The 12891-nt window shown below is 63.8% G+C and carries 13 protein-coding genes; 11 read left to right on the top strand and 2 right to left on the bottom strand.

Annotation, left to right across the window (positions count from 1 at the left end):
* Nucleotides 1-77: 77 nt before the first annotated feature.
* The 4 genes from SKA53_RS14005 to SKA53_RS13990 are packed head-to-tail and all read left to right on the top strand — an operon-like array spanning nucleotide 78 to nucleotide 3432.
* Nucleotides 78-827 carry a 5-oxoprolinase subunit B family protein gene (locus SKA53_RS14005; RefSeq protein WP_007206828.1) on the top strand — a complete coding sequence of 250 codons (750 nt, stop codon included), beginning with the start codon at nucleotides 78-80 and terminating at the stop codon, nucleotides 825-827.
* Nucleotides 827-1864, top strand: coding sequence for a biotin-dependent carboxyltransferase family protein (locus SKA53_RS14000; protein WP_007206827.1), 1038 nt, complete (start codon nucleotides 827-829; stop codon nucleotides 1862-1864). The genes SKA53_RS14005 and SKA53_RS14000 overlap by 1 nt, the downstream gene beginning before the upstream one ends.
* On the top strand, nucleotides 1848-2606 hold the full coding sequence (locus SKA53_RS13995) for a LamB/YcsF family protein (RefSeq protein ID WP_007206826.1): 759 nt from the start codon (nucleotides 1848-1850) through the stop codon (nucleotides 2604-2606). The genes SKA53_RS14000 and SKA53_RS13995 overlap by 17 nt, the downstream gene beginning before the upstream one ends.
* Nucleotides 2607-2619: 13 nt before the next feature.
* On the top strand, nucleotides 2620-3432 hold the full coding sequence (locus SKA53_RS13990; protein WP_007206825.1) for a bifunctional allantoicase/(S)-ureidoglycine aminohydrolase: 813 nt from the start codon (nucleotides 2620-2622) through the stop codon (nucleotides 3430-3432).
* 46 nt (nucleotides 3433-3478) lie between these two features.
* Here SKA53_RS13990 and SKA53_RS13985 read toward each other — a convergent pair whose 3' ends face one another.
* Complete coding sequence (locus tag SKA53_RS13985; protein WP_007206824.1) at nucleotides 3479-4507, bottom strand: NAD(P)/FAD-dependent oxidoreductase; 1029 nt, start codon at nucleotides 4505-4507, stop codon at nucleotides 3479-3481.
* A 47-nt stretch (nucleotides 4508-4554) separates the two neighbouring features.
* Between SKA53_RS13985 and mnmD the strand changes: the two genes are divergently transcribed.
* Together mnmD and SKA53_RS13975 are read left to right on the top strand one after the other, a co-directional pair.
* Nucleotides 4555-5241 (top strand): tRNA (5-methylaminomethyl-2-thiouridine)(34)-methyltransferase MnmD, encoded by a 687-nt coding sequence (mnmD, locus tag SKA53_RS13980; RefSeq protein ID WP_040483010.1) that lies wholly within the window; start codon nucleotides 4555-4557, stop codon nucleotides 5239-5241.
* Nucleotides 5225-6100, top strand: coding sequence for a DMT family transporter (locus tag SKA53_RS13975; protein WP_040483009.1), 876 nt, complete (start codon nucleotides 5225-5227; stop codon nucleotides 6098-6100). Before mnmD ends, SKA53_RS13975 begins: the two co-directional genes overlap by 17 nt.
* A 29-nt stretch (nucleotides 6101-6129) precedes the next feature.
* Here the strand turns inward: SKA53_RS13975 and SKA53_RS13970 are convergent, their stop codons facing one another.
* A complete protein-coding gene (locus SKA53_RS13970; RefSeq protein WP_242601288.1) occupies nucleotides 6130-8091 on the bottom strand; it encodes a lytic transglycosylase domain-containing protein in 1962 nt (653 codons plus the stop codon).
* A gap of 147 nt (nucleotides 8092-8238) precedes the next feature.
* On the opposite strand from SKA53_RS13970, the gene dapA reads away from it, so the two are divergent.
* The 5 genes from dapA (at nucleotide 8239) to SKA53_RS13945 (ending at nucleotide 12887) form a co-directional block, all read left to right on the top strand.
* Nucleotides 8239-9111: a 4-hydroxy-tetrahydrodipicolinate synthase gene (dapA, locus tag SKA53_RS13965; protein ID WP_007206820.1), complete on the top strand. Its 873-nt coding sequence runs from the start codon at nucleotides 8239-8241 to the stop codon at nucleotides 9109-9111.
* 23 nt (nucleotides 9112-9134) lie between these two features.
* Complete coding sequence (gene smpB / locus SKA53_RS13960) at nucleotides 9135-9608, top strand: SsrA-binding protein SmpB (protein ID WP_007206819.1); 474 nt, start codon at nucleotides 9135-9137, stop codon at nucleotides 9606-9608.
* A gap of 145 nt (nucleotides 9609-9753) precedes the next feature.
* Nucleotides 9754-10620: a 3-mercaptopyruvate sulfurtransferase gene (gene sseA / locus SKA53_RS13955; RefSeq protein ID WP_007206818.1), complete on the top strand. Its 867-nt coding sequence runs from the start codon at nucleotides 9754-9756 to the stop codon at nucleotides 10618-10620.
* Nucleotides 10620-11804: an aromatic amino acid transaminase gene (locus SKA53_RS13950; RefSeq protein WP_007206817.1), complete on the top strand. Its 1185-nt coding sequence runs from the start codon at nucleotides 10620-10622 to the stop codon at nucleotides 11802-11804. The genes sseA and SKA53_RS13950 overlap by 1 nt, the downstream gene beginning before the upstream one ends.
* 123 nt (nucleotides 11805-11927) lie before the next feature.
* The gene (locus SKA53_RS13945) at nucleotides 11928-12887 is read left to right on the top strand and encodes an L-malyl-CoA/beta-methylmalyl-CoA lyase (protein WP_007206816.1); all 960 of its coding nucleotides are present in this window, start codon (nucleotides 11928-11930) and stop codon (nucleotides 12885-12887) included.
* Nucleotides 12888-12891 lie beyond the last annotated feature (4 nt).

Here is a 12891-nt window from a genome sequence, read left to right as displayed (position 1 = left end):
GCGGGCCACGCGCGGCCGTCTGGACATTTGCCCAGACCACATGACTAATTCAGCCAACCAACCACAGGAGCCGCCCTTTGCCCGACATCGCTATCAACGACAGCACCGGCGACCTGGCCATCTGCCCTTTAGGGCTGGATGGTGTGCTGGTGCGGTTTTCGCGGGCGCTGTCACCACAAGCCAATGGCGCGGCGCATGCCTTTTGCGATGCGGTCATCGCAGCCGGTCTGCCCGGCGTGACCGAAGTGGCCCCCTCGCTGACATCGGTGCGGGTCGGGTTCGACCCGGCCAAAACCGACCGTCACAACCTGACCCACGCCTTGCGCGATCTGCTGGCGCTGTTGCGCGACGCCGATACCTCGCCGCGTCGCCTGTGGCGCATTCCGGTGGCCTTTGGCCCTGACCACGCCCCGCAACTGGCCGAAGCGGCAAAGCTTGCAGGGCTGACCCCCGATCTGGCCGTCGCGCAGATCACGGCACTGCAATTGCGCGTTCTGGCCATCGGTTTTGCGCCCGGTCAGCCCTATCTGGGGATGATGCCGCCGCATTGGGACATCCCGCGCCAATCCGAGCTGACGCCAAAGGTCCCACGCGGCGCGCTGGTCACGGCGGTGCGCCAGTTGATCATCTTTGCCGCCGATACACCCACCGGCTGGCGGCAGATCGGGCAAAGCGCCTTTTCGGTCTGGCGGCCTGACAGCGACAGACCCTTCGCGCTGGACCCGGGCGACGCGGTGCAATTCGTGGCCGTGTCCGACGATACCCTGCGCGACCTGCAAGCCAATCCCGACAGCAACGGCGGCGCAACCTGCGAGGTGTTGCGCTGATGCCGGTGTTAACGGTTCATAGCGCGGGTCCCGGTGTCACGGTCCAAGACCTTGGCCGCCCGGGTTGGACCGCGCAGGGCCTGTCGCGCGGCGGTGCCGCTGACAGGCTGGCCCTGCTGGAAGCGGCGGCATTGCTGGATCACGACACGGGGCTGGCGGTTCTTGAAATGGCGGGGTTCGGCGGGGTGTTCAGCACCGACCGTCCCCTGCGCATCGCCCTGACCGGCGCGCTGATGCAGGCCAGCATCGACGGCGTGCCAGTGCCACCAAACACCAGCCAGCTGTTAGCGGCGGGTGCGAAACTGACCATCGGCGGCGCGCGGGCGGGTGTTTACGGCTATCTCGCCTTTGCGGGTGGGATCGTGACCACGCCTGTCATGGGCAGCCGTGCCGCGCATCTGACCGCTGGGCTGGGGCGGGCGCTGGTGGCGGATGACATCCTGCCCTTGGGTGGCGATCCTGCGCCGGATACGCCGCCCAGGCGGCTGGATAGCACCGACAGGTACAGTGGCGGCCTGATCCGCCTGATGCCCGGCCCGCAGACAGACCTGTTCGACGACGCCACGCTGGCACGGTTCCTGTCCACGTCCTTTCGCCGCGATCCGCGCGGCAACCGGCAGGGCGTGCGGCTGGACCATGACGGCGCGCCCTTCGGGGTGGCCAGCGGGCTGAGCATCACATCGGACCTGATCGTGGCGGGTGATGTGCAACTGACCGGCGACGGCGTGCCTTATGTGCTGCTTGCAGAATGTCAGACCATCGGGGGGTATCCGCGCATCGGCACCGTCATCCCCGCCGATCTGGCGCGCACAGCACAGGCAGCCCCCGGCACGGTGCTGCAATTCACCCTGCTGGATATCGCGCAGGCCGACGCGACCGCGCAATCGGATGCTGACCTGCTGCGCACCCTGCGGCAGGCCTGCCAACCCCTGATCCGCGATCCGCATGACATCGCCGATCTGTTGCGCTACCAACTTGTCAGCGGGGTGACCGCGGGCGACGATCTGGAACAGGACGGTGATGGCACTCAAGGTTGATCTGAACGCTGACATGGGCGAAAGTTTCGGCGCCTGGACGATGGGGGATGACGCAGCATTGCTCGATATCGTCACCTCGGCCAATGTGGCCTGCGGGTTTCACGCAGGCGATCCCGATGTGATGGACCGCACGATGCGGCAGGCCATCGCATGCGGTGTGGGACTGGGTGCGCATCCGGGTTTTGCCGATCTCAAAGGGTTTGGGCGGCACAACCTGCCGATCCCTGCCGCGGAAATCGCCAATGCCGTTGCCTATCAACTGGGTGCAGCGCAAGCGATGGCGCGGCGCGCGGGCGGACGGATCCGACATCTCAAACTGCACGGCGCACTTGCCAATATGGCCTCGGTCGATGCTGGGCTGGCAAAGGCATGTTATCAGGCCGCGCTCGACGTTGATCCCGATCTGGTGATCATGGTGCTGGCCGCGACCGCCCAGGAAAGTGCCGCGCGTGAACTGGACTGTCATTGGGCGGGCGAGATTTTCGCCGACCGCGCCTATAACGACGATGCCACGCTGGTTGATCGCCGTCTGCCGGGGGCGGTGCTGCATGATCCGGCGGCGGTCGGGCCGCGCATCCTTGCGATGTTGCGGGCGGGGGCGATCATCGCGGACAGCGGCAAACACCTGCCCTGCCGGATCGACACAATCTGCCTGCACGGCGACACGCCGGGCGCTGTTGCCATCGCGCGCGGCTTGCGCGATCACCTGACACAGGCGGGGATCACGCTTGCCGCCTTTTGAAACGGAGCCTGCCATGACCGATTATTATGCCCCCACAGGCGGCCTGCCACCGCAAACCGACCTGCTGACAGGGCGCGCGGTGTTCACCACCGCCTATGCCGTGATCCCCAAGGGGGTGATGACCGATATCGTCACCAGCAACCTGCCGTTCTGGGACAAGACCCGCGCCTGGGTGCTGGCACGGCCTTTATCGGGGTTTGCCGAAACCTTCAGCCAGTACATCATGGAGGTCGCGGCAGGCGGCGGCAGCATGCGGCCCGAGACCGACAAAGCCGCGCAAGGCGTGATCTTCGTGGTCAAAGGCGGCTTTACCCTGACCATCGCGGGGGTGGATCACGCGATGCGCCCGGGCAGCTATGCCTATCTGCCTGCGGGCTGCGACTGGCAGCTGCGCAACAGCACCGATGCGCCCGCGACGTTCCACTGGGTCCGCAAAACCTATCGCGCGGTCGATGGCATTGCGGCACCAGAGGCTTTCGTCACGGACGAGACAGCCGCAACCACCATCGCCATGCCCGACACCAACGGCGCATGGGCCACGACCCGTTTCGTGGACCCCGCCGACATGCGCCACGACATGCATGTGAACATCGTAACACTCCAGCCCGGTGGCGTGATCCCCTTTGCCGAAACCCATGTGATGGAACACGGGCTTTATGTGCTGCAAGGCAAGGCGGTTTATCGGCTGAACCAGGATTGGGTCGAGGTCGAGGCAGGCGATTTCATGTGGCTGCGCGCGTTCTGCCCGCAGGCCTGTTATGCAGGCGGGCCGGGGCCTTTCCGCTATCTGCTTTATAAGGATGTGAACCGGCATATGCCGCTTTAAGAACTTTTATGCCTCCGGCGGGGATCACGGTGAATTGTGCAACAATTCATCGCGCCCGCAAGATGGGGGGAGTGGCGCGAAATCCGTCAGGGATCGTGTCGATCCCATCGAGCAGCAGATCAGCCATGACCTGCCCGCCTTTGGGCGCCATGCCGAAACCGATCTTGAATCCACCATTGGCGATATACTCCCCCGCCCGCGTCGGGTGATGGCCCAGCACCGGCGCGCGGCTGGGCGCGCGGGGCCGCACCCCGGCCCAGCGGGCGATGACTTCGGCCCCTTGCAGGACCGGAAAGGCGGCGATGGCCCGCGCGATCACGTCATCAAGGCCCACATCGGTGCTGGAAGGATCAGTGAAATCACGCTCTGATGTAGAGCCGATGGCGACGGTGCCGTCCAGATGCGGGATGATATGCAGCGCGTCTGCAAAGAGTTGCGGGCTGCCTGCCGCATCAAGACGTAGAAGCGCCGCCTGCCCTTTCACGCCGTTGCCGCCGATGTCTTGCATCCCCGTCCAGCCTGTGGCCCAGACGACCTTGCCCTGTGCCGCACCTTGGGGCTGGATGCTGCCGCCCAAGGCGGTAACCGCATCGGCCAAGGCATGCGTTGCACGGCGGGGATGGACCAGCGCAGACAGCGTGTCGCGCACCACGTAACCGCTGGGCGAAGGCGGCATCCACGGTGCATCCGTGACAGGTTCGACCTGCCATGTCGCCAGCCCCTGCCACAGATTGGCTGCAGATATCGCCCGCGCGCGCGCCAGCGCCACGGCGTTTTCATCTGCCAGGGGCTGCAATCGCCCGCTACGGGCATAGCCGGTTTCGACCCCCGTCAATCCGGCGACATCCGCCCAGAACGTTTCGGCCATGATCAGGCTGTCGAATTGAAACGCCTTTTTGTCGTTCCACTGTTCGGGGACATGCGGGGCAAGCGCCCCGACCAGCCCGCCGCTGGCCCCTGCCGCCACACCCGCAGGGTCGATCACCTGCACTTTCGCGCCGCGCCGCGCGCAGGCATAGGCGACCGACAGGCCAAACACCCCCGCCCCCATCACCGTGATATCAGCAATTGCCATTCCGCGCCCCAATGCCCAAAGATGCCCCAGACCTAAGGCAGACAGGCATGACAGACCAGACAGCAAAACTCGATTGGCGGGATGGCGTGCCGATTGCGCGGGATTTCGACGACCCTTATTTTTCGTTCGATGATGGTCTGGCCGAAACGCAGCATGTATTTCTGGACGGCAACGACCTGCCGGCGCGGTTTGATGGCGATTTGCGGATCGGCGAACTGGGCTTTGGCACGGGGCTGAACCTGCTGGTCACATGGGACGCCTGGGTGCGGGCGGGCAAGCGCGGCCGGCTGGATTTCACATCATTCGAGGCTTTCCCGATGGCACAGGCGGATATGGCGACGGCGCTTGCGCATTTCCCGACGCTGGCAGGCTATGGCGCAAAGTTGCTGGAGACTTGGACGGCGGGCGCGGGACGCGTCGTGTTGGACGACACAATGACGCTGCAGGTCATCATCGGTGATGCACGCCAGACGCTGCCCGATTGGCAAGGGGCGGCGGATATCTGGTATCTCGACGGGTTTTCCCCCGCCAAGAACCCCGAGCTTTGGGAACCCGCGCTGCTGCAGGCGGTGGCGGCGCATACAAGCGTGGGTGGGACGGCAGCGACTTATAGCGCGGCAGGGCATATCCGCCGCGCATTGGCCGAGGCCGGGTTTACCGTCACCCGCCACCCCGGATACGGACGCAAGCGGCACATGACCCGCGCAAGGATGCAAAATGCAGACGAATACTAGGCTCGGGATCATGCTGATGATCCTCACGACCTTCATCTTCGCGATCCAGGACGGGATTTCGCAGCATCTTGCAGTGAACAACAACGTCGTGATGATCGTGATGATCCGCTACTGGTTCTTTGCTGCTTTCGTGATCGCCATCGCCCGGCGGCAATCGGGGTCGATCCGGGCGGCCGCACGCACGAAACAACCCTTGTTGCAGATCGCGCGCGGCACGTTGCTGGCGCTGGAAATCTGCGTCATGGTCACGGCCTTCGTCTATCTGGGGCTGGTGGAAAGCCATGCGATCTTTGCCTGCTATCCGCTGCTGATCGCGGCGCTGTCCGGCCCTGTGCTGGGCGAGGCTGTGGGCTGGCGGCGCTGGGCCGCAATCGGGATCGGTTTTGTGGGCGTGCTGGTGATCTTGCAACCGGGCTTTGCGGTATTTTCGCCTGCTGCCGCGATCCCGCTGGCCTCGGCCTTCATGTTCGCACTCTACGGCCTGCTCACGCGCTATGCGGCACGGCTCGACAATACGACGACATCTTTTTTCTGGACCGGCACATCGGGGGCTGTGGTGATGACCGTGGTTGGCGTCTGGTTCTGGGAACCGATGTCGGCAGCAGACTGGCGCTGGATGATCACCTTGTGCATCACGGGGGTGACGGCGCACTGGCTGCTGATCAAGACCTATGAGGTCGCCGAGGCAAGCGCGGTCCAACCCTTCGCCTATCTGCAACTGGTCTTCGCCAGCGTCATCGGCGTCGGCGTGCTGGGCGAGACGATCCGCCCCAACGTCGCCATCGGTGCCGCCATCGTCGTCGGTGCGGGGCTGTTCACGCTCTGGCGCGCCCGCCAGAAAGCCACATCGTTAGAGTAAAAATATCCCCGCCGGAGGCATAAAAGTTCTTAATCCCGCACCGGCCGCGCCACCGGCCGCAACACCGGTTTCTGCCCGATCAGCAGCGCCGTGAACCGCACAGGCCCCGCCTGCCCGGTCAGCCGCGCCTGATAGACCGGCAGGCTTTCGGTGACGCGTTGGACGTAATTGCGGGTCTCGACAAAGGGGATATGTTCGATCCAGTCCACCACATCCATCTGCCGCAGGCGCGGATCACCGCGTTCGCGTATCCATGCGCGCGGGCGGCTGGGGCCTGCGTTATAGCCTGCGGCGATCATCACGGGGCTGGGGCCGAATTCATCCTGCAGATAGGCCAAATAGGCCGCCCCCAAGGTCGCATTATACGGCCAGTCGCTGGTCAGCCGCGCGCGGGAATAAGGCAGGTTCAGCCAGCCTGCGACCTCCTGCGCCGTGGCGGGCATGACCTGCATCAGGCCCAGCGCACCCACGGGGCTGGCGATACCGGTGTTGAATTCGCTTTCGCGCCGCGCGATCGACAGGGCAAGGGCGGGATCAACAGGCAAATCCATCTGCGCCAGATCATGCACGGGGTAATAGATTTCAGGTAAGACAATGCCACGCGTCGCGGCGGTCTTGCCCAGCAGAAGGGTATAATAATCCTCGCCGATAGACGACAGATACGCCCCCAGCGCGCGCAGGGCGTCAGGCTCCAGCCGTTCACCCAAGGCTGCGAAAAAGGTCACCGCAGCCCCGCGTTCGCCCCCTTCGAGCAAGATCAGCGCGGCGCGGGTCAGGTCATCGTCGAACACGGCAGCCCCCTGCCATGCGACATCCGCCCCGACCAAGGCTGCATCCAGCGGCTGGCCTGTCCTTTCCGAGGCCAAGAGGCCATAGAACGTCGTCTGGTGGTCCGCCGCGCGCGCATAGGCGGCCGCGGCAAGGTCTGTATTGCCCTTCACATCCTGCGCACGTCCGATCCAATAATGCATCCGCGCCACCGAAATCGGGCCGGATACACGCGCCGCTGCCTTGTCGAAATGCATCAGCGCCTGCACCGGATCGCCCTGATAGATCAGCGCGATATAGCCCGCCAGCCATTCAAGATCGGCAAAAGCCTCGCCTTCGGTCAGGAAATGATTGGCGGCCAACGCATAAGCCAGTTCGGCGCGCCCTTCGCGCATGTGCCAGCGCGCCAGCACCTGCCGGTAGCCCGACCAGCGGAAGGGTTCCTGCAAGGCGGCAGGGCTGGTCGATTGCGCGCGCAGCACATCGGTTGCCTCGGTCCAGTCACCACGCGCCGCCAACCAGCTGTAGCGGGCATAATGCAGGCCGGGGGTGTCGCGCAGCGCCGCTGGCACGGCAGTGAACAACGGCAGCATGTTTTCGGTGCCGGTGGCATAGCCGATGCGCGCGGCGGTCAGAGCGCGCTGATCTGCGGGCAGCACCGGCAGCAGGCGCGCGGCATCGCTGGTGCGCCCGCGCCACAGCAGCGCATCCGCGCGGGCGGCGTGATGAGGGGCAAGCCTGTCCGCAAAGCTGGCCATCATCACGGCATGGCCGTCTTCGTCCAGCCCCAGCGTCAGCCATGCGGTGCGCAAGGCGGTTTCGGCCGCCTCGACCTGACCTGTGGCAGTCAGGGCCGCGACCAGCCGGACAACACCCGCGCCGGTCGCGGGGGGTGCCGCGTCGAACCACGCGATGACTTTCTGCGGGTCGGCGTCCGCGGGGATCACCGCCTCGGCAGCGCGGCGCAGCTGGGACAGGCCCGGCCAGCCGGGGTGGTCTGCGACAAAGGCAAGGTAATCCGCGAAATTGGCGTCACCCGCGCGCAAGCGCAGCCATGTCAGCACATCGCGCGCCACCGGATCGGTGTCTGCCGCCAGCAGATAGGCTGCGTTCCAATCATCACCCGCCAGCGCCACGGCGGCAACGGCGCGCTGGTCCACAGGCTGCGCCACAGCCGGCATGGCCGCGACGAACGATAAAAGGCAGACTGCCAAAAGACGCATCAGGATCACCGCTCTTGTTTGTTTTTTGGCAGGGTAAAGCAGCCAAGCGCCAAGGCAACTGACAAACTTGGCAACAGGCGCAAAGGCGTCTAGGGTCCGCGCGATTTCGCCAAGACGGGAATCGTCCCGCACACAAGGAAACGTCGCATGTTCAAGGGTTCCATTCCCGCGCTGGTCACACCGTTTGCAAACGGTCAGGTGGATGTCGCGACGCTGAAAAAATTGGTGAACTGGCATGTGGAGCAGGGCAGCCACGGGTTGGTCCCTGTCGGCACCACCGGCGAAAGCCCGACGCTGACCCATGAAGAACATGACATGGTCGTGCAAATCGTCGTGCAAGAGGCCGCAGGCCGTATCCCCGTGATCGCCGGTGCCGGATCGAATAATACGATCGAAACCGTGCGTCTGGTGCAGGCCGCCCAAAAAGCCGGTGCCGATGCCGCGCTTGTCGTCACCCCCTATTACAACAAACCGACGCAAGCCGGATTGATCGCCCATTTCACCGCTGCTGCCGATTGTGGCCTGCCGGTAATCATCTACAATATTCCAGGCCGGTCCGCCGTGGATATGATGCCCGACACGATGGGCGAGTTGGCGCGCCACCCGATGATCATCGGGGTCAAGGATGCGACCGGCGATCTGGCCCGCGTGCCCAAGCAGCGGCTGCGCTGCGGGGCTGATTTCATGCAATTGTCGGGCGAAGATGCGACGGCCCTTGGTTTCAACGCGCATGGCGGGGTGGGCTGCATTTCGGTCACCGCCAATGTCGCACCAGCACTTTGTGCCGCGTTTCAGCAAAGCACATTGGCAGGCGATTATGCCAAGGCTCTGACGCAGCTGGACCGCCTGATGCCGCTGCACGAGGCGATCTTTACCGAACCGGGGGTTGCAGGGGCCAAATACGGCATGTCGCTTTTGGGGCTTTGCAGCGAGGATGTCCGCAGCCCGCTGACCGCGCTGACAGATGCCACCAAGGCCAAGATGCGCGCTGCGATGGTGCATGCGGGCTTGCTGAGCTGAGGCCAAGCGCCTATCTGGGGCAGATGTCCAAAAAGACCGAAAAGACGAATTACAAGGTCGTCGCCGAGAACCGGCGCGCGCGCTATGATTTTGCCATCGAGGATGATATCGAAGTCGGGATCATCCTGACCGGGTCCGAGGTGAAATCCTTGCGCGTCGGTCAGTCGAATATCGCCGACAGCTATGCCTCTGTCGATGATGGTGAATTGTGGCTGACCAATGCCTATATCGCGCCCTATGAGCGCGCGATGTTCAGCCACGAGGAACGCCGCAAGCGCAAGCTTTTGGTCAGCCGCAAGGAATTGTCCCGCCTGTGGAACGCCACCAAGCGCGAAGGCATGACGCTGGTGCCGCTGGTGTTGTATTTCAACGATCGCGGGTTGGTGAAGCTGAAGATCGCCACCGCCAAGGGCAAAAAGAACCACGACAAACGCGCGACCGAAGCCGCCCGCGACTGGGGCCGTCAGAAACAGCGGCTTTTGCGGCAGGGGGAGTAAGGGGCGCTGCCCCTCGGGCCTGACCGGCCCTCACCCCGGAGTATTTTTGGAAAAAAGAAGCTGCTGTCTGTCACGCGATATCTGGTGCCTTGTTTCCATATCCCCTGCGCGATAGTGACGGGGTAATTGACCAAAGGGCAATGCGATGACCAACATGGTGCCAGATGATCCCAAAACGCTTGTCAGCACTGACTGGCTGGCCGCGCATCTGAAAGACCCCGACCTGCGGCTTCTGGATGCGAGCTGGTATCTGCCCGATGCGGGCCGGTCCGGGCTGGCGGAATATGAGGTCGGCCATATCCCCGGTGCGCGGTTCTTTGATATCGACGAGATCAGCGATCTACGCTCGGAACTGCCGCATATGGCACCCCCAGTCGAGAAATTCATGTCGCGGATGCGCGCGATGGGTGTGGGCGATGGTCATCAGGTCGTGGTCTATGACGGGGCGGGGCTGTTTTCGGCCGCACGCGTCTGGTGGCTGTTCCGGCTGATGGGCCATGATGCTGTCGCGGTGCTGGATGGTGGCCTGCCCAAATGGCTGGCCGAGGGCAAGACTGTCACCACCGCCCCGCCTGTCATCCGCGACCGCCACATGACCGTGCAGCGGCGCGCGCAGATGCTGCGCGATGTGACCGATGTCGCGCGCGCGGCAAAGCTGGGTGATCACGCGATCATCGATGCCCGCGCTCCGGCACGGTTTCGTGGCGAAGTGCCTGAACCCCGCGCGGGGTTGCGCTCGGGCCATATTCCGGGATCGCGCAACGTGTTTTATCAGGACTTGCTGGATGGCGATGGCACGATGAAACCGCCTGCCGCCCTGCGCGCCGTTTTCACCGATGCTGGCGTCGATCTGAGCAAGCCCGCGATCACGACCTGCGGGTCGGGGGTCACGGCGGCTGTGCTGTCGCTGGCCCTTGAACGGATCGGCAAGACCGATCACGCACTTTACGATGGCTCTTGGTCCGAATGGGGCATGTATGCCGATCTTCCACTTGCAACCGGAGCCGCCTGATGCTGCACAATCTGCACCCGCAACCCGCCGACAAGATCCTCATGCTGATGGCCGAATACCGCGCCGATCCGCGCACCGATAAAATCGACCTTGGCGTCGGCGTTTACAAGGACGCAACCGGCAATACGCCGGTGATGCGCGCGGTCAAAGAGGCTGAGCGCCGGATTTTGGCGGATCAGACGACCAAGGCCTATACCGGGCTGGCCGGTGATCCCGCCTTTGGCGCGGCGATCCGCGATCTGGTGTTGGGCGACAGTATCGCGGCAGACCGCGTGGCCTGTGTCGCAACCCCCGGCGGCACAGGTGCGATCCGGCAGGCGCTGGAGCTTATCCGCATGGCATCGCCCGATGCCACCGTCTGGCTGTCGAACCCGACATGGCCGAACCATCCGTCGATCATCAAGTATCTTGGCATGAAAATGGCCGAATACCGCTATTTCGACAACACCACGCGCGGTGTGGATTTCGATGGGCTGATGGCTGATCTGGGCGCGCTCAAGGCAGGCGATGTGGTGCTGCTGCACGGCTGCTGCCACAATCCGACGGGGGCAAACCTGACGGCAGAGCAGATGGCGCAGGTCATCGCCTTGATGCAGGACCGTGGTGCTGTGCCGTTCGTCGATATCGCCTATCAGGGCTTTGGCGACGGGCTGGAGGCGGATGCGCAGATCACCCGCCAGATCGCAGCCGGTTTCGACAATTGCCTGATTGCCGCCAGTTGTTCTAAGAACTTCGGCATCTACCGTGAACGCACCGGCGCGCTGATGGCGATTGCCAAGGACGCCGACCAGCAGGCGCTCGCGCAACAGAACCTGAATTTTCTGAACCGGCAGAACTATTCCTTTCCGCCCGATCACGGCGCGCGGGTCGTCACCACGATCCTGACCGACCCCGCCCTGCGTGCAGAGTGGGAGGCGGAACTGGAAGAAACACGCCTGTCCATGCTGGGGCTGCGTCAGCAATTGGCCGATGAATTGAAACGCCTGACCAATACCGACCGTTTCGATTTCCTTGCCCATCATCGCGGGATGTTCAGCCGGTTGGGCGCGACGCCCGATCAAGTCGCCGCGATGCGCGCAGCGCATGGGATCTACATGGTGGGTGACAGCCGGTTCAATGTCGCAGGCCTGAATGCGCACAGCGTGCCGGTACTGGCGCAGGCGATTGTGACCGCAGGGGTTTGAACCCGAACCGATGACAGGCGTGCAACCGCAATGCTGCGGTTGCAAACGCCTCTTGTGACCCGCAGCGCAATATAATACCCAACGGGAAACCCGTTGCGCAATTTTGCTACCCAAAGGATCGCCATGTCATTCCGTCTGCAACCCGCCCCGCCCGCCCGTCCGAACCGGTGCCAGTTGTTTGGACCCGGTTCGAACACCAAGCTTTTTGCAAAAATGGCGGCCTCTGCGGCGGATGTGATCAACCTTGATCTGGAAGATAGTGTGGCACCTTCCGACAAGGACAGCGCGCGGGCCAATGTGATCGAGGCGATCAATACGGTGGATTGGGGCAGCAAGACGCTGTCCGTGCGGATCAACGGGCTGGACACACCCTATTGGTACCGCGATGTCGTGGATGTGCTGGAACAGGCGGGCGACAGGCTGGACCAGATCATGATCCCCAAGGTCGGCTGTGCGGCAGATGTCTATGCCGTGGATGCGCTGGTCACCGCGATTGAACGCGCCAAGGGCCGCACCAAGCCGATCAGTTTCGAGGTCATCATCGAATCGGCCGCCGGTATCGCCCATGTGGAGGAAATCGCTGCGTCTTCGCCGCGCATGGCGGCCATGTCGCTGGGCGCTGCGGATTTCGCGGCCTCGATGGGGATGCAGACCACCGGCATTGGCGGGACGCAAGAAAATTACTACATGCTGCATGGCGACACACGGCACTATGCCGACCCCTGGCATTGGGCGCAGACGGCGATTGTTGCGGCCTGCCGGACGCATGGCGTGTTGCCCGTCGATGGTCCGTTTGGCGATTTCAGTGATGACGAAGGCTATCGCGCGCAGGCGCGCCGGTCGGCCACATTGGGTATGGTCGGCAAATGGGCGATCCACCCCAAGCAGATCGCCCTTGCCAACGAGGTATTCACCCCCTCCGATGCCGCCGTGTCCGAGGCGCGCGAGATTCTGGCCGCGATGGAGCAGGCCAAGGCCCGTGGCGAAGGCGCGACCGTGTACAAGGGTCGCCTTGTGGACATCGCCTCGATCAAGCAAGCCGAGGTGGTCGTGCGCCAATCAGAGATGATCAGCGGCGCGTAATGCG

The organism is Yoonia vestfoldensis SKA53, from assembly GCF_000152785.1.
GTDB lineage: Bacteria > Pseudomonadota > Alphaproteobacteria > Rhodobacterales > Rhodobacteraceae > Yoonia > Yoonia vestfoldensis_A.
The sequence above is the reverse complement of the archived record's forward strand: the minus strand, read 5'-3'. Positions and strand labels throughout refer to the sequence as shown.